The sequence below is a fragment of the Daejeonella rubra genome (assembly GCF_900103545.1).
Taxonomy (GTDB): domain Bacteria; phylum Bacteroidota; class Bacteroidia; order Sphingobacteriales; family Sphingobacteriaceae; genus Daejeonella; species Daejeonella rubra.
Window position 1 is genome coordinate 1 of record NZ_FNHH01000036.1, and the last position, 16935, is coordinate 16935.

The 16935-nt window shown below is 40.9% G+C and carries 14 protein-coding genes; 9 read left to right on the plus strand and 5 right to left on the minus strand.

Annotated elements, in window-relative coordinates; genetic code table 11:
* Positions 1-41 precede the first annotated feature (41 nt).
* From BLR27_RS16835 to tnpA, 7 genes are all read left to right on the plus strand, one after another.
* On the plus strand, positions 42-2042 hold the full coding sequence (locus BLR27_RS16835) for a polysaccharide biosynthesis protein (RefSeq protein WP_090706831.1): 2001 nt from the start codon (positions 42-44) through the stop codon (positions 2040-2042).
* Positions 2043-2116: 74 nt separating this feature from the next.
* Entirely contained in the window at positions 2117-3700 is a 1584-nt protein-coding gene (locus BLR27_RS16840) for a capsule assembly Wzi family protein (RefSeq protein WP_176767733.1), read from the plus strand.
* A gap of 5 nt (positions 3701-3705) precedes the next feature.
* Entirely contained in the window at positions 3706-4359 is a 654-nt protein-coding gene (locus BLR27_RS16845) for a hypothetical protein (protein WP_143007775.1), read from the plus strand.
* Between the two features lie 153 nt (positions 4360-4512).
* Positions 4513-4659 (plus strand): hypothetical protein, encoded by a 147-nt coding sequence (locus BLR27_RS18600; RefSeq protein ID WP_176767734.1) that lies wholly within the window; start codon positions 4513-4515, stop codon positions 4657-4659.
* Positions 4640-6136: a capsule assembly Wzi family protein gene (locus BLR27_RS16850; RefSeq protein WP_176767735.1), complete on the plus strand. Its 1497-nt coding sequence runs from the start codon at positions 4640-4642 to the stop codon at positions 6134-6136. Before BLR27_RS18600 ends, BLR27_RS16850 begins: the two co-directional genes overlap by 20 nt.
* 158 nt (positions 6137-6294) lie before the next feature.
* Positions 6295-7128 (plus strand): class I SAM-dependent methyltransferase, encoded by an 834-nt coding sequence (locus BLR27_RS16855; protein ID WP_143007776.1) that lies wholly within the window; start codon positions 6295-6297, stop codon positions 7126-7128.
* A gap of 388 nt (positions 7129-7516) precedes the next feature.
* Positions 7517-7969 carry an IS200/IS605 family transposase gene (gene tnpA, locus BLR27_RS16860; RefSeq protein ID WP_090706839.1) on the plus strand — a complete coding sequence of 151 codons (453 nt, stop codon included), beginning with the start codon at positions 7517-7519 and terminating at the stop codon, positions 7967-7969.
* A gap of 280 nt (positions 7970-8249) precedes the next feature.
* Here tnpA and BLR27_RS16865 read toward each other — a convergent pair whose 3' ends face one another.
* Together BLR27_RS16865 and BLR27_RS16870 are read right to left on the minus strand one after the other, a co-directional pair.
* Positions 8250-9320 (minus strand): hypothetical protein, encoded by a 1071-nt coding sequence (locus BLR27_RS16865; RefSeq protein WP_090706841.1) that lies wholly within the window; start codon positions 9318-9320, stop codon positions 8250-8252.
* A gap of 1 nt (position 9321) precedes the next feature.
* Entirely contained in the window at positions 9322-11637 is a 2316-nt protein-coding gene (locus BLR27_RS16870) for an SLBB domain-containing protein (protein ID WP_090706843.1), read from the minus strand.
* 189 nt (positions 11638-11826) lie between these two features.
* Between BLR27_RS16870 and BLR27_RS16875 the strand changes: the two genes are divergently transcribed.
* Both BLR27_RS16875 and BLR27_RS16880 read left to right on the plus strand, forming a co-directional pair.
* Positions 11827-12492: a class I SAM-dependent methyltransferase gene (locus tag BLR27_RS16875; protein WP_090706844.1), complete on the plus strand. Its 666-nt coding sequence runs from the start codon at positions 11827-11829 to the stop codon at positions 12490-12492.
* Between the two features lie 319 nt (positions 12493-12811).
* On the plus strand, positions 12812-13153 hold the full coding sequence (locus tag BLR27_RS16880) for an SGNH/GDSL hydrolase family protein (RefSeq protein ID WP_176767736.1): 342 nt from the start codon (positions 12812-12814) through the stop codon (positions 13151-13153).
* A gap of 27 nt (positions 13154-13180) precedes the next feature.
* Here the strand turns inward: BLR27_RS16880 and BLR27_RS16885 are convergent, their stop codons facing one another.
* The 3 genes from BLR27_RS16885 to BLR27_RS16895 form a co-directional block, all read right to left on the minus strand.
* The gene (locus tag BLR27_RS16885; protein WP_090706847.1) at positions 13181-14587 is read right to left on the minus strand and encodes an undecaprenyl-phosphate glucose phosphotransferase; all 1407 of its coding nucleotides are present in this window, start codon (positions 14585-14587) and stop codon (positions 13181-13183) included.
* The gene (locus tag BLR27_RS16890; protein WP_090706849.1) at positions 14584-15693 is read right to left on the minus strand and encodes a DUF1972 domain-containing protein; all 1110 of its coding nucleotides are present in this window, start codon (positions 15691-15693) and stop codon (positions 14584-14586) included. The genes BLR27_RS16885 and BLR27_RS16890 overlap by 4 nt, the downstream gene beginning before the upstream one ends.
* A gap of 108 nt (positions 15694-15801) precedes the next feature.
* Positions 15802-16935: a glycosyltransferase family 4 protein gene (locus BLR27_RS16895; protein WP_090706850.1), complete on the minus strand. Its 1134-nt coding sequence runs from the start codon at positions 16933-16935 to the stop codon at positions 15802-15804.

A 16935-nucleotide genomic window follows, 5' to 3' on the forward strand; every position in this document is an offset into this window, starting at 1 on the left:
GGTAACCTTTCCCTCGGAATCGTGGCGTACTTTGCTTCGGAATGGGCGGCGTACTTTGTGTCGGAATCGTGGCGTACTATGGAGCGGAATATCCAGTACCACGCTGGATCATTTTTTGCCTGGATCTGCTTGTCTGTATTTTTTCATTGGGTTTTGCCTATTTCCTCAAATACAATTTCAATGTAGCTGAGATCGACAGTAATGAGATTAGCCGTAATATTCTGGTTTTCTCGATATTAAACAGCGTCGTTTTTCTTAGTATTAAGACCTATACGGGTATCATTCGCTATACCAGCGCTCAGGATTCTTTTCGTATTCTTTTTTCTATACTAATTAGCAATGGACTATTTTTCATTGCGAACTTGTTGCTTGTTAGTTTTAACCAGGCACCATATATTTCCAATGTTATCCTGATCATCAATGGTTTAACCAGCTTTCTTCTGCTCATTACTTATCGGGTAATGGTGAAATATTTCTTTATGTATATGAAGAATTTTCGCATGGATAAACGCCGGGTAGTAATTTATGGTGCAGGAGAGGCAGGTATCGCTGCAAAACGTACCCTGGATCATGATAATAAGGTAAATATGATGCTGGTTGCATTCATTGATGATGATGCGCGCAAGTCCGGAAAAGCAATTGATGGAATTAAGATCTTTCATACCCGTGATTTTCAATTGCTGTTCAAGAATGAGAAAATTGATGATCTGATTATTGCAAGTCAAAATATACCTCCTGACCGTAAGAACGGAATAGTAGATATTTGTTTAGAAAATGATATCAAGGTTTTGACCCTGCCTCCAGTCAGGAACTGGATCAATGGGCAGCCGACAGCAAAGCAATTACAGAATATCAAAATCGAGGATCTTTTGGAAAGGGAGCCTATTGAGATTCATAATGATATAATTGGCGAGCAGATAAAAGGAAAAAGGGTTTTGGTTACTGGTGCTGCAGGTTCCATTGGGTCTGAAATTGTGCGACAAATAGCTCAGTTTAATCCACAGATGATCATTTTGAATGATCAATCAGAAACTCCTTTGCACGAATTGCAATTAGAACTTCAGGAGAATAATCTGCAAAATAATTTTCATTCCTATATAGGAGATGTTCGCGATCAGTGCCGGATGGAATTATTGTTCCAGACATTTAAGCCTCATTACGTCTATCATGCCGCAGCCTATAAGCATGTGCCTTTGATGGAGCATAATCCGGGTGAGGCGGTTCGTACCAATGTAATGGGGACAAAGACTATTGCTGATCTATCTGTGAAATACGGGGTCAGTAAGTTTGTCATGATCTCAACAGATAAGGCTGTTAACCCAACTAATGTAATGGGGGCCTCCAAACGGATTGCTGAAATATATGTGCAGTCATTGTATCATTCATTTAATCGCACTGATGGTATTGTATATTCAAATGGACTTAGTCACCTGAATGAAAATCGCGAAGCGATAAATACTAAATTTATTACTACCCGGTTCGGCAATGTTTTGGGATCGAATGGCTCAGTAATTCCCCGATTTAAAGCACAGATTCAGAAAGGCGGTCCGATAACCGTTACGCACCCCGAGATTACCCGTTATTTCATGACTATTCCTGAGGCTTGCCGATTGGTACTTGAGGCAGGTTCAATGGGTCAAGGAGGTGAGATATTTATCTTTGATATGGGTAAGTCAGTAAAGATTGTTGAGCTAGCTAAGAAAATGATCCGCCTATCAGGATTGGTTCCTCATCAGGATATCGCAATAGAGTTTTCCGGTTTAAGACCTGGTGAGAAATTGTACGAAGAACTGTTGAATGACCTTGAAAATACTAAACCGACTCATCATGAAAAGATTATGGTGGCACAGGTAAGGGAGTATCATTTTCAGACAATCAATAAACACATATCCGATCTGATCAAATTGAGTTGCGAATACAAGGACCGCCAGGTTGTAGTTAAAATGAAGGAAATTGTACCTGAATTTAAGAGTAACAATTCCATTTACGAGGAGCTGGATATACATGTCGAGATTCCGGTGAAATCAGACTCGGAATTTTGAACGACTTAACTGCAATGCTGAACTGTTTAGTTTCATTCAAGAATTTGTCTCTTCAGCTATTTTTCCGAGGCTTTTTGGCAAGCTGTCTCAGCATCTTTAGTTATGAATCAATTCAAGCGCAAACCATTCCGGTAACTGACCTGAACCTTCAGGAACTGGTACGAGTGAAGCAGTTGGAGGGCAAGATTGATTCAAGTATTTCCTTGAATGTGAATCCTGTGGTGAGTTACAACCTTGGTATTCAAACTGATAATCTGAATAATAGATTTTCCATCAGGGATTTAATTTCTGAGTCAAAGACCTTTGAGTTTAAGATTCTCCCTATAGGCCTTAGCCAGCAGTATAATTCACATCATGCTTATGGCTGGAACGATGGACTAATGATTCCGGCAAAGGCTTACCAGGTTCTATTCTCTGCAGGTGTATTTACGAGATTCGGACCTTTAAGTATACAATTAATGCCCGAAGCGCTGTATGCGTCAAACCCTCGACATCTTGATCGAGCAGATCAAATTGCTTCGGATGTTTATTCCGGATATATTTACACAGCGGATATACCCCAATATTACTGGGCTCCTAACTATAGTAAGCTATCCTATGGGCAAAGCTCAGTACGTTTAACCATTGATCCGGTTTCTATTGGGATCTCGAATGAAAATTTGAGGTGGGGACCAGGCCGAAGAAACTCACTCGTAATGAGTCCTGGCACCAGAGGATTTAAACATTTAACGCTGAATACCAGTAAGCCTGTCAGAACACCAATTGGATCTCTTGAGGGTCAGATCATTGCTGGAAGGCTTGAACAGTCGGATGATCCGTCTAATTTATCCAAAGTAAATGAATGGCGATATCTTTCTGGTATGGTATTTAACTACCAGCCACTATGGGTGCCAGGACTCTCCCTTGGACTCAGCAGGGTGTTTCAGATGTACCATAGCGATGTTGAAGGGACAGCTGATTATTTCCCGTTATTTCAGGCTTTCGAGAAAAATAAAACAGATGAGGACAGCAAACGAAGAGATCAGCTTACATCAGTATTCGCAAGGCTGCTTATCCCAAATGCTGGAGCAGAGATCTATACGGAATTTGCGCGTAACGACCACTCAGTGGATATTCGCGATTTTACCATGGAACCTAACCACTCGAGGGCTTATCTTGTTGGATTTCAAAAACTTAGTAAACTGAAGAAATTAGATGAGCGACTATTAATTGGTGTAGAAATTACACAACTCTCCCAGGCGCCGACACGGCATGTGAGGAATGCTGGAACATTCTATACCCATAGCCCGATCTTACAAGGATATACTCACCGGGGAGAAGTAATAGGAGCAGGTACAGGGCCAGGAGGGAATATCCAAACCTTCGAAGTAAGCTGGCTTAAGGGTATTAGGAAACTAGGTGTTCAGCTTGAACGGTATATCCATAATAATGATTATTATCAGTGGATTAGTAGTGGTGGCGGAGATAAAGAAGGACAATGGGTCGACCTGTCAGCAGGTATTCTAATTAAACAAGATTATAAAAACTTACTTGTAAGCGGAGAACTATTAGGAATTCAGTCATTTAATTACCTGTGGCAATCAGGTTATCACGGTACGCCTAATAAAGATGTATTTAACATTCACGCCCGTATAGGTCTTTCATATTATTTTAAGTAATCTTTGTGAGCTATATTAAAAAAGTTATAATGGGTATGATGCTGCTTGTATTGTTGACAAGCTGCCAAAAAACGCTGCAGAATGAAAATGAAATATTTCAAAGCACGTTTGACATTATTGATCCCCTGAATACAACAGGGCTCACGCTTAGCTCTTACAATGGCAATAATGTCGCGGGCTTTTACAATAACGGGGAATTTAGTGTGAACTTAAGCAACCTGGCGGCGCATGATTTTATTAAAATTTCATTCAATCTGTATATTCATGATTTCTGGGATGGTAACAGTACGGGAAATTCAGAAGTAGTCACAGGACCTGATATATGGCGTATGGAAGTTGATAACGAACAAATTATTAATACCACCTTTTCTAATACGGTTTGTAATGAGATATACTGCCTCCAACAGTCCTTTCCTAAAAACTATCCATGGCAGTATAATCCCCACACCGGCGTTGCGAATCAGAATTTGCCAGGCCGTTGCGCTGGTGGGGGTAGTATCACAAGCTTGTACCGAATTGAGAAACTAGTAAAGCATAATGGGGGAAGAGTTTCTATAAGGTTTTCAGACCTTTTAAAGCAATCTAATGTTCCCGATCAAACATGTGATGAGAGCTGGTCCCTTGATAATCTGAAGATTTCAACTCTCAGGACGAATTAATATGACTGGGAAAGGTAAAAGCACAAAGCACAAAGCACAAAGCTTAAAGTTTATCGATCAAAGCGATAAGCCTAAAGCGAAAAGGACAAGGGGGGGAGAGATACTTCAAAGGCCGCACATAATTCCTTTGACAGGTGCAATGTGGTTTTTTACATGTTTTTTGATGTTTGGTATTTGCTCTGGGATTCAGGCTCAAAGCTTGCCGGTGGGAATACCCGTGTTAGAAGATCATTTCCGGCGGGAGCAGTTGTTGGGCAACAGGGATTCCAGCTTATCGCTAATGATCCGGCCATTAAGTAAAGATGCAGCCCTGGCTGAAGGAATTAATACTTACCGGCAGCTTACGAAGAAGGATACGCTTGCTTTACTTCCATTTACCTGGATCCAGCAATTAAACAGCCATCATCCATATGGCTGGAATGATGGCAGCATGATAGCGGCAAAGGGATATCAAACAACTTTTTCGGGTGGCATCGCGGCTGATTATGGGCCGCTATCTATTCAAATAAAGCCGGAGTTTACATTTGCAGCAAATCCGGGATATGAGGGATATCCGCAGGATGGCTATCCGGTTGTTTGGAGAGACTATTATCAATTCTATAACAATATTGACCTCCCCGAGCGGAATGGAAGTTCCCGGTATATGAGAATTGATCCGGGCCAATCCAGCATTAAATATAACTATAAGGAATTCTCGCTCGGCGCCTCAACGGAAAATCTTTGGTGGGGACCTGGAGAGCGAAATTCTTTGCTCATGAGTAATACGGCGCCCGGCTTCATACACCTCACCTTGAACACTAATAAACCTTTCCAGACGAAGATCGGCTCTTTTGAAGGGCAGTTTGTTTGGGGAAGACTGGATGGGACTAATTACTCTCCAACTCAAATAAAAGATTATTTATTTGCCATGTCTAATTTGTATGCACCAAAGAAAGATGAATGGCGACATTTTAGCGGGATAACGATTACCTATCAGCCTAAATGGCTACCTGGCTTATTCGCTGGTTTTGCGAGGTCTTCGCAAGTTTATAATGATGACGTAAATTCTATTGGCGACGTACTGCCATTTTTTAGTTCATTCGGCCGGGGAATAGATGAGGCCAAGCCTGTAGGAAGTCCTGACAGATATACTTCTTTATTTTTCAGATGGCTGATGAAGGAGGCAAATGCGGAATTCTATTTTGAATATGGGCATAATGATCAATCCAAAACTTTCCCTGATTTTGTAAAGAATCCGGATGCAGGCCGTGCTTATATATTCGGCGTAAAAAAAATATTTGCTCTTTCTTCAGACGAACAGCATATTATGGCTAGCATTGAACTGAGCCAATTAGGCCAAAACCAGGAGAATGAACTGTTCCTGAATCCGAATTCATGGTATATTGATGAAAACGTCAGGCATGGCTATACGAACCGCGGACAGATGCTTGGGGCTGGGATTGGGCCGGGAGCTGAAATCCAGTCATTGGAGGTATTATGGTTTAAGGGCTTGAAATCCATAGGCCTGCAGCTGGAAAGGAATGTTCATAACCAGGATTACTTTTTCTACACTTATACCCCTTCTAAGGATTTTCGCAGGCACTGGGTAGACATAGGATACTCGGCTGTAGGAAGCTGGGATTTTAAAAATATTGTTGTCAATGCAAAGCTTGCAGCAATTAATTCGCTAAACTACCAGTGGTTCCTCTTCCAGGAGCCAGGTGATCCGTATTGGATGAAGGGGCGTGACCGATTCAACTTTCATGCGCGTGTTGGCGTATCATACTTTTTCAAATAACCGGAGGCTCCATTTTGAAATATTACATTAAATATATTTTCTTGCGTGTCCTGGATCTAGCGGGGAGCCCTCTTACTCTTCTTTCGGCTTTGTGGTTGAGGATTATTAGAAACAGCCTGCATTTATCTCAGAATAGCCCGGTGGCAGAAAAGATCTTTATGTTTACCGGTATTTTGCCGATCCCTGACCAATATTACCAGCCCTTAATTAATCCCGGCAAGCATTTGAAAAACTCCTTAAGCAAGTCCCGGAATTTGCCGGCTATAAATTTTAACGATGAGGAACAGTTAAAGTTGCTTCAGGAATTTAATTATAGCGAAGAACTTAGCCGATTTCCTTGTGAGAAGACTAAAGAGAAAACCTACTTCTACAATAATAAATCCTTTGAGGCCGGGGATTCGGAATACTTATACAATTTTATACGTCATTTTAAGCCTGCAAAGATCGTAGAGATCGGCTGCGGTTTTTCAACCCTGATGGCAAGGAATGCTATCGGGATGAACTGCCAGGAAGATCCTCAGTATTTCTGTAAGCATATTTGCATAGAACCTTATGAATTCAAATGGCTTGAAGAGCTTGATGTCGAGGTTATTCGTGAGAAAGTAGAGAACGTTGATATCGGGGTGTTCAAATCGTTGGGAAGGAACGACATTCTTTTCATTGATTCCTCGCACATGATCAGGCCTCAGGGCGATGTTTTGTTCGAATACCTCGAGGTTTTACCGGCACTGCAAAGCGATGTTTTAATTCATATTCACGATATTTTTTCCCCGGGGGATTATCCCTATTCATGGGTGTACGAAGATCATAGATTATGGAATGAACAATATCTCTTAGAGGCTTTTTTGAGCTATAACAATGAGTTTCGGATTATTGGAGCGGTAAATTATCTTTTTAATAAGTACCGTGAAGATATTACGGAGAAATGCCCGGTATTGAAGGAGCAGGTGGATTTAAGAAACCCGGCTTCTTTTTGGATGGTTAAGAACTAGTGTCATGTCATAAATACTTTGACGAACACATCGGAATGCCGGGGATGCTAAAATAATGGCTTTTACTTGTGCCGATACCAGGGTAAAACTATTGAAACTCTATTCGTCAATCAATGCGTGAGATGACACTGGATTATGGGTAATTGAAATGATTGAATAAAAAATGCTGAGCGTTGGGATAGCCGTATCGCTTAATAGCCCGGTGCTTTAGCTCCGGGTAAAGATCCGGTTTTCAGATCGGGCTTCAGCCCAAAACCTAAGCGAGCAGAACGGAACAATTACTGGTGCTTCAGCGCCGAAATGCCGATAAATAATCCACATCTACCATTCCCTAACCCGAATTTTTATTATTCCAAAACTTTCAAATATTGTAGTCTAAATACCTGCAATGTCATTTATAAAAATAATTATCCATGGTGTATGGAGCACAAAAAATCGAATTCCATTTCTAAAATCATCGGAATTCCGGAATGAACTATGGGATCACATTCGCGAAAATTCGAAAAAGAAAAATATTTATATAGATACCATAAACGGATATGATGAACATTGCCATTGCCTTATTTCTTTAAAAAGCGATCAATGTATTAAAGATGTTCTACAATTAATCAAAGGAGAATCTTCGAGATGGATAAACCTGAGAGGGGGATTTACCAATTCATTTGCATCAAAATTTGAATGGCAGGATGAATACCTGGCAATTTCTGTTTCTGAATCCAATTTAGCAATTGTAAGAGAATACATTAAAAATCAGGAAAGGCATCATCAGAAAATGTCATTTGAAGAAGAATATAAGGCTTTTGTTGAAAAACTGGGGTTCAATCAGATCAGAGGAGGTTAATGTTCTATCTATCGGACTAAAGCCCAATGTAATTTTCCTCACATGGTGCTGAATGTTGGGCTGAAGCCCGAAAATGAACAAACTCGTTAACCCCAGCTAAAGCTGGAGCCTATTGAGCGACCGGACTAGTGTCATGTCATAAATACTTTGACGAACACATCGGAATACTAGGGAGGCTTAAATAAAATGGCGGTTTACCTGTGACGATGAGAGGATGAAATTATTGAAATTTTATCCGTCAATTGATGAGTGACATAACACTAGGAGCTGGGCGCATATTTTATAATTGTTTCCTCGAAAAAACAAGAAACATCGCATACAACAAGACAGCCACCGCAGCTGCCATAACCGATGTTTTTAAATATTTCAGCCTGTTCTTTTTTAAAGGATATTCTGATACATCTACTATCTGGATAGTTGGAGTTTCCTGCATCAGCATCGTTTTTGATGCTTCCAGATTTTTAACTACTTCGGCATAGATCGTGGATAAAACCATCTTATCACGTTCTTGAAGCTCCCCGCTTAGGTTAATTGTGGGATAGGCTGGGTTTGCGTCTAACAGGATCTGATTTGCTGCTAGAGCTGAATAGGTCTTTTTGTTCAGAACGCGCTCTATGCTGTCTTTCCTACTGGTCAGTAAGGTAATAGAGTTCCTAAGCTTCTTGGTCTTCGTTTCGATATAAAAATTCGTTGAGGTCTGGATAATACGTGTACAAAACAGCTGTGATAATTTCTCATCCCGCATTGTAGCGTTCGCTTCGAAAAATGTCAGCTTCTTGTCCGGTTTGGAGATTGAAAAATCTGTTTTTATTATCCGGAGAGTAATATCCTGAAGAAGGCTGTCCTGCAGGCGGGTATATTTTGATTTATCTGCTGGAAATGAGATCAGGCTATCGTTTTCAGTGTATTTGGTCCACTTTTGTTTTAGCTTATAAGCCTCTGCATATTTATCCGCAAGGGTATGATCCTTATTGAGGCTGTCGTAGGGTGATAACAGAGCCTGTTTGATAAGGGTTTCGCTCTTAAGCAGCTGCTGAACATTGTCTCCTGCCAAAACACCGCCGGTATTCATCATGCCACCGATATCAAATCCAAATTGCCCAGCCAGGGCTGATAACATAGAACCTCCGCTACCACCTTTTGTATCGTCAACCACAAAGGTAACTCTGGACGTATAGGTTACGGGCTTATACCAGGCCAGGAAGAGGCCAAGAGCTGCGCCGATGATTGCCGCCGGGATGATGGAGAATTTCTTTTTCCATAAATACAAAATATCGTCCTTGCGATTATTTAATGCATTGCGGAAAGTGTACTCTTCCTCATGTAACTTATTATAAGTCTTCTCCTCCATTTTAATTAATCCTTAAAATTGCAGCGAGTCCAACTAATGCAGTTAACACTGATGCCAGGGCAGACACTTCACCAAATCCTATTCTGAATGCAGGCGCTTTTTTCACAGGCACGATGATCTTGCTTCCCGGCTTCACCCTTGGGTAAGTTCGGAAGAACAGGAAGCGCTTAACAGGCCTGTTTATGCCGTTAGCATATTCGATATAAGAGCCTTTTATGCTTCCATTTTCTTTTACACCGCCTGCGGCATTAATATAGTATTTGAATCCAGGTCTTGAGTATTTTAAAAGCTGGGGTGTATTAACTACTCCGCTGACCTCCACATAGAGATTTTTCCGCGGGACGACAATACTATCTCCGGCCATAACGATTAAGGAATCTCTATTTGTTTTGCTGGCTAAGTCCACCTCAACACGAATCCCATTTCGAAATACCTGCGTGAACTCCAGTGATCCGGCCGGGGTTAATCCTCCAGCGCGGACGATAATATCATTAGCCGTTTCGTCCCTTTTCTGAATGGCATAGTCACCGGGGAATAATACTTCTCCGTTTACGCGGACATTCCCAATAGCGCGATAATTAACCAGTCGGGGTACATGGATGAAATCCAATGGTTCTATTGAAAAGGGGTTTGCAGTACGGCTGTTCAAAGCCGAGTCGAGTTCAATAGTGTAAGTTTTAACTAACTCATTAGCGACTATGTCGCTTTCATTTTTTAATATCCTTGAAATTTCAATGCGGTGGCTGGCTGCCGCGGTTGAAAAGCCCCCTGCCATCGCTATGGCGTCTTGTATGGTCATGCCGGCACGGTAACTAAAAAACCCCGGTCTTCTAACGTAACCATCAATTGTTATACTTTTCCCTTCCCGGAGGTCGTTTGTAGAGAGTATCATTACCGAATCCTCTCTGGCCAATAATATATCCGACTGAGCGCCTGACCTGATCTTGCCAAGGTCGAATGTCACTACAACTTTTTCCAGGTCAGGACTTGTTCTTTTAATATATCCCCGCGTTAAAAAAGCATCGTCACGCAGGCCTTCCGCTTTGTCAATAAGCTGTTTAAGGGTAAGCGAAGGGGTAAGTTCAAAAGAACCGGGACGATACACCGCTCCGTTAATAGTAACCCTGTTCGAAAATCTGTTTAGTATGGCCTCGAAATATACAGAATCAGCATTAAGCGGTACGTACCGGTCAAAAAGGCTTGCAGGTACATCCCTCAGATTACGTTCCCTATCACCTAACTGGCTTACTTTGGCGATTGCCCGGTATGCATTATCGGAAAAACCACCGGCATATTCGATGAGATCATTTAGCGTCTCATTGTCTTTTAACTCATACGTTGCAGGCCTTTTTACGGTGCCTGCGATAGCAACCCTTTTATTGTATACCGGGAAACGTATTACATCCTGGTCGCGTAAACCAACATTATCGGTCGTGAGGCCTTTATTAAGAAAACTGTAAAAGTCAATGGTTTTTAAAACGCGCCCATTCCGGATCAATTCGATGTTCCTTAATGACCCGTTTAATGAAGGCCCTTTTGATAGGTATAATGCATTAAATACTGAGGCAAGAGAGGATATAGTGTATGTTCCCGGAACCTTAGCTTCACCAATAACGGTAACCCGTATACTTCTCACATTGCCCAGATTTACCGTTACCTGGGTTGCTCCGGAAGAAATGGCCGGATATATTTTTACCAGTTTTGACCTTATAGCTCGCGTGGCTTGTTCAATACTCAACCCATTTAAATACACTAATCCTGCATTGGGAATCAATACTGTACCATCCGGTGAGATCTTGCGGGCAGTAGTGGTCTCGTTTACACCGGTAACCATAATAACAATTTCATCACCCGCGCCTAATATATAGTTCTGGGGCGATGCAATCCGTAAGTCCGGTTCAAAAGTAATGGTGGAGTTATTAAAGTAGTCAAAGCCATAAACCCTGGACGGATTTTTTATGGGGGTTGGGGCTACAGGATTTATTGTATCGCGTATTGTTCTCACGCTATCAGGAGTCCTTCTGGTCAGGCCCTTACCTTCATTTACCCCAGAAGACTTAATTTGGTTAATTCGTCGTTTCAATTCCTCTACTTCGCTGGGTGGAAGGCCGCGCTGTACCAGAAGCTGGATTCCTGCTTCTTCACTGATTCCGCTTGCCTGCATCCTCTCTATCATGGAGAGAATATAGGCGTCCGAAAGCTGGCTCACTTTCAGGTTTTGCATATTTTCAACAGAAACGGTTTGTGCGGAGCTGGTTGTAGATCCTATGAGTAACACGCTAAACAATAAAGCGAAGAATATATATCGTAAACGCATGTATAGATTAAAAGGTTTAGATGCAAATATAGACTATTTGATGGTTACTGCCAATTGCATTGTGGCAAATATATACTGCCGTTTTTATCTAAATTCATATATTTGGTGAGCTCTAATATTTGTGTATTAAAGCCATTTTAGGATATACGATACACATATGCCTATCAGTAAGTTCAGAAGACCGGGTAAATGAGATTTAAGGATATTTTTGCAACTTCGGATGACACACAGTCACTGGGAAATAAATTCAGGAATAAGAGAATAGCGGATTTCAGAAGCAAGATCGAAAGCTTGACAAAACCCTTGAATATTCTGGACGTCGGCGGACTTGAGTCTTTTTGGGTTAACGGCGGTTTCGCTGATGATCCTGATTATAATATTTCGATCCTAAATCTTAATGAGATCCCCGTACATTATAGCAATTTTACGAGTCTGATAGGTGATGCTACTTTTCTGCATGAATTTAAAGATGGTGAATTTGATATTGTGTTTTCCAACTCCGTGATTGAGCATCTATACACAAAAGAGAATCAGATAAAGATGGCTTCTGAAATTTGCAGGGTAGGTAAATCCTATTATGTTCAAACACCGAATAAACATTTTTTTGTTGAGCCACATTATTTATTACCGTTTTTTCAATACCTGCCAGCTAATTTAAAGTATTTCATCCTGACAAAAACGCCGTTGAGCCGCCGTAAAAAGTGGAACAAAGCCGAAGCTCAGCAGTATATCGATGAAATACGGTTATTGTCATTGAGTGAAATGAAAGAGCTGTTTCCTGAAGCAGATTTTTATATGGAAGAATTTTATGGGATGATCAAGTCATTTACCGCTCACAATTTTATTAAGGAATAATCATATTATGAGAATAACAATACAGGTTGGCTGCATGCAAGGAAAAAAAGAAAGATGAGGAGAAAATAACGTTTAAGAATGTGCTGATCTTAGGGAACTGTATTACCCACCACCTTCCTTCTCCTGCAATAGGCTGGTACGGCAAAGGGGGATGGCGGCAAGTTCCAGGGATAAGGACTTTGTGCATATTCTTGCTGATCATTTTAAGGAAGATAGGAGTGATGCTGTTGTTAATTTCAGGAATATAGGTGATTAGGAAGTTGAATTTTGGAATTTTGACTACTCTAAACTGGATAGTCTCAAAAATCTCAAACCAGATTTGATCATTTTTAGCATTGCTGAGAATGTTTCTGATGCAGGTATGGATCAGCATGATTTTGGAGCGGGCTATCTTCAACTTATCAGGTATTTTCAACAGAATAACCCCAATGTTAAACTTATCTGCGTGTCCTCTTTTTGGAATCAAGCCCGGACAGCTAAATACATTTCAGATATTTGCGCAAAAAATGGTTTCCCGCTTGTTGAAATTTATAAAATTTCAGAAGACTTAACAAATACTGCGTGGGGTACTTTTGCTAACCCGGCTGTGGGAAGCCATCCTTCCGACAAAGGCATGCTTGCTATCGCCGAATCGATATGGAGAGAGGTTAAGAAATTTTAAAGTAATTTCAAATTACCATATGGCTTGTCAGTAAGCGTTATCATCCCCTTTTATAATGGTGATGATGGTTTGAAGAATGATCTGACAGTCGAGCAGGAACGTCCAGTTATGGATATAATAGAGATCATGATTTACCCGCTTCTGCATATCATGCGGGGTACGGGTCTCTCCCCGGCTACCATTCACCTGGGCCCAACCTGTGATTCCCGGCTTCACCAGATGCCGTAACATATAGCGTTCTACTTTATGCATTGACGACACGTTGAGTGGTGTAACGTGAGGCCTTGGCCCGACCACTGACATATTTCCCAATAAGACATTCCAGAATTGGGGTAGCTCGTCGAGGTTCCATTTGCGCAGGAATCTCCCGAAAGGGGTAACCCTGGTGTCATTAGGGGATGCCTGCATAAATTTGCCATTACTGTCTGTTTCGGGGCTCTCATGGTACATGCTTCGAAATTTATAGCAGACGATCAGTTTATTATTAAGGCCCCAGCGTTCCTGTTTAAATAACACAGATCCTTTGGAAGAAAGCTTTATAAGAATTGCGATCAGCGGTAACAACCACCAGCCGAGTATCAGGAAAAAACTTAAAGAGAAGATGATATCAAAAGCCCGCTTAACAATTTTGTTCGTTTCCCGGTCTTGTGGAAGGGATCGTAAATTGATCACTGGAAGCATTCCGATATTGTTGATCTGAATATTACTGGATGCATAGGTATAAAGATCCGGGATAATGCGTACTCTTCGTCCATACAAGTCACACGCTTCCAAACACGTTCTTACCTCTTCATACTTCGAGTTGGGTAAAGCGATAATAACTTCATCCACAGCGTTCTCCTCCAGCACGGTATTAATATCATTAATTGTTCCCAGATAGGTGCATCCGTTTAGTTTTTTTACTTCGTTATCGAGAAAACCGATGCACTGATACCCGTAATAGAAATGAATGTTAATTGTATCATAGAAGTCCTTTGCCGCCTGGGTTGCCCCGATCAGCAATATGTTATCATTCAATCTGCCTGTGTAAAGTATTTTATGCAGGTATTTTCTAAGCATATATTTCGTAGAAACCACCAGGAACATTAAAGCGAAAAGAAAAAGCAATAAAAATTTATTCTCTATATATAGGCGGTCTCTTAACATAAATAAAAAGAAACTCAGTAAAATAATAAACAAGAACACGGTAAAGAGGATATAAATTATCTCTTCTGAGAATTTTTTCGAACGCAGATCAGAATATAAATTAGAAAACTGCGCGGCGATATACCACGATACTACAGAGAATAAAAAAAGAAGGGAAAGCAAGGGTCTTCCGGGGAAGATAAATTCAGGTTGAGGGAAATAATTGTATGAAATTAAAAGGGCGATCAAAATGATCGGTATATCAATCAGGTAGCGAACAACACTGTACTTAAAATGCCTTTGGTTCATTTACTCCTCGTCATTAACTTCTTGAATTCTGAGATGTATTGCTCGTTTATTGCATCCCAGTCATACTTCTTAACTAAACCTATTTGCACTTTCTCTCTTAATATTGTGACTTGATCCGGAGATGCTTCAATTTTTTCTATTGCTTCTGTTACGAAAGTACTCTCCTTCTCAAATAATATTCCAAATTCTCCATTATTAAGCATTTCCCGGTTGAAAGCTGTATTAAGCGCCAGTATTGCACATCGATTGCCCATGGCCTCTATCATCGTCGGATTTGTACCCCCAAACTGATGTCCATGTAAATATACAAAACAGTGTTGGAAGATCGAGAGTATTAAAGCCCTATCCAGAATATGGCCTGTAAAAATCAATCTATCACTGCCGAGTTTCTTAAGATCTTGTGCATAAGTGTCCTTATACGGGACATCTCCTACCACGACTAGTTTTTTCGTTGAATTGGAAGCAAGAAATCCTTTAACTATTAGATCAGCGTTATTATCCGGAATGAGTCTCCCAACAATAAGGTAATAGTCATTTTTTTGAAGCCCGATGGCCTCTATAAGTTCTTTCGCCTCTGGTTTATAAGGCGGGGCACCGTATGCAATTACCGTTGATGGGGTATTAAATTCTTCGAGATAAACCGTTTGCATTGCGTCAGCATCGGTAATTATCTTGTCATAGAGCTTCGTAGCACACCAAGCGCCAAAGTAAAAGTATTTAGCGCCGATTCCCTTCCATTTCGGACGAAGCCATTCCATTCCGTCCGTGTTGATCATGGTTTTTTTTCCTGTAAGTTTCGGAATCCAACCCATGGGCCCGGCCGCCAGGTTAACCACTAATATGACGTCCACTTTGGTGAAAGTAACATGCAGCAAAGAAAAAAAGCTGTGTATTAACTGGTTTAATGACTTACCTGGAACGGTAGGAATATAATGAAGATGTACTCCGTTAACTTGTTTCGGGCGATCGATAAACAGGTTTTTTTGATTATATACATGAACCTCAACGCCTGATGCTACTAATCGTTCACATATCTCTTTTACGAAAGTTTCGTAACCACCATAAACGTAGGGGTAACCCCTGGATCCAACTATTGCAATCTTCATGTATTCATTTCAATTTATTTCAAGCTGTAAAAGTATCCAATAATAGTTGATATTCGTTATTATTAGATACGTTGCAATCCCGGTAAATATATCAAAGGGCGGGAATATTTATTTGACAAATTCAGCAAGAATAGATTTCTCGAAAGCATCGTGAGAGAACAGACCTGTCACACGTTTCAAACCATTTTCCCCCATTTTAATTCTAAGATCTTTTTGTTCTACCAGAGTAGAAATTTTCTCTGCAGCCTGGCTTGCATTTCTCACAGGAATGAGAATCCCGCTTTGACCATCGTCTATCATTTCTGGCGCACCTCCATGGTTAGTAGCCACAACAGGCTTTCCAGCGGACATAGCCTCGAGTATAACGGTTGGAAATGGGTCCGGCTGGGTAGAGGGCGAGATAAAAATATCCAGGCCATTCATGATATTCACGATATCGGTACGGTAGCCGATATTGAATATGTTATTTGAAAAACCAGATCTTTGGATTCTTTCGTTTAATTCATCTACCAGGTGTTCATTCCCCGCATAGGCATCACCCGCCATGAGGAAATAAAGGGAGGGATATTTAGGGTTTAGCAATTCTGCGATTTCCAGGAAATAATCCTGCCCTTTCCAGTGATTCACTCGTCCAATCATCCCGATAAGGACGGCATCGCCAGGAATTCCCAGCTCAGAGCGTATAGATGAAGATTTGACAGCGAAGGGCTCTATATCTATTCCGTTATAAATCCGGGAAATTTTCCGGAGGTCGACGGAGCGACTCCAATGTTTTTTTACGGCATCTGAAACAACAATCACGGTATCGCTAAATTTATTCAGAAGAAATCCTGTAATGCGGGTGAATACTGCTGGCTTTGTGATAATTTCATGCACATGCCAGATGTGCTTTATTTTTTTGGATCTGGCAAGGAAAGCGCCAATGATCACTCCTGTTGTATTTGAATAGATAATGTCTGGCCTTTTATCTGTTATAAGTTGGTTTAGTAGTTTCCGGGCTTTAATAGAAACCTTTAATCTATTGAATAAGCCTGAGACATTTAAATATTTACGCCTCAGTATACCCAGACGGATAAATTTTACTTCAGCTCCTGATCTTCGAATTTCCTCGACCAGGGGGCCATCTTCAGAAAGAACAACAGTGACGTTGTAATCGTGTTTACGAAGGATATTTATGACAATGAGCAAGATTTTGCTTGCTCCATACATATCAGAGGAGATGTGAAGGATCAGGATATTCAT

Coding starts and splice junctions, on each gene's coding strand:
- BLR27_RS16835 (WP_090706831.1), top strand. CDS start 42: ATGGGCGGCGTACTTTGTGTCGGAATCGTGGCGTACTATGGAGCGGAA.
- BLR27_RS18600 (WP_176767734.1), top strand. CDS start 4,513: ATGTTTTTTGATGTTTGGTATTTGCTCTGGGATTCAGGCTCAAAGCTT.
- BLR27_RS16850 (WP_176767735.1), top strand. CDS start 4,640: ATGATCCGGCCATTAAGTAAAGATGCAGCCCTGGCTGAAGGAATTAAT.
- BLR27_RS16855 (WP_143007776.1), top strand. CDS start 6,295: ATGTTTACCGGTATTTTGCCGATCCCTGACCAATATTACCAGCCCTTA.
- tnpA (WP_090706839.1), top strand. CDS start 7,517: ATGTCATTTATAAAAATAATTATCCATGGTGTATGGAGCACAAAAAAT.
- BLR27_RS16865 (WP_090706841.1), bottom strand. CDS start 9,320: ATGGAGGAGAAGACTTATAATAAGTTACATGAGGAAGAGTACACTTTC.
- BLR27_RS16870 (WP_090706843.1), bottom strand. CDS start 11,637: ATGCGTTTACGATATATATTCTTCGCTTTATTGTTTAGCGTGTTACTC.
- BLR27_RS16875 (WP_090706844.1), top strand. CDS start 11,827: ATGAGATTTAAGGATATTTTTGCAACTTCGGATGACACACAGTCACTG.
- BLR27_RS16885 (WP_090706847.1), bottom strand. CDS start 14,587: ATGAACCAAAGGCATTTTAAGTACAGTGTTGTTCGCTACCTGATTGAT.
- BLR27_RS16890 (WP_090706849.1), bottom strand. CDS start 15,693: ATGAAGATTGCAATAGTTGGATCCAGGGGTTACCCCTACGTTTATGGT.
- BLR27_RS16895 (WP_090706850.1), bottom strand. CDS start 16,935: ATGAATATCCTGATCCTTCACATCTCCTCTGATATGTATGGAGCAAGC.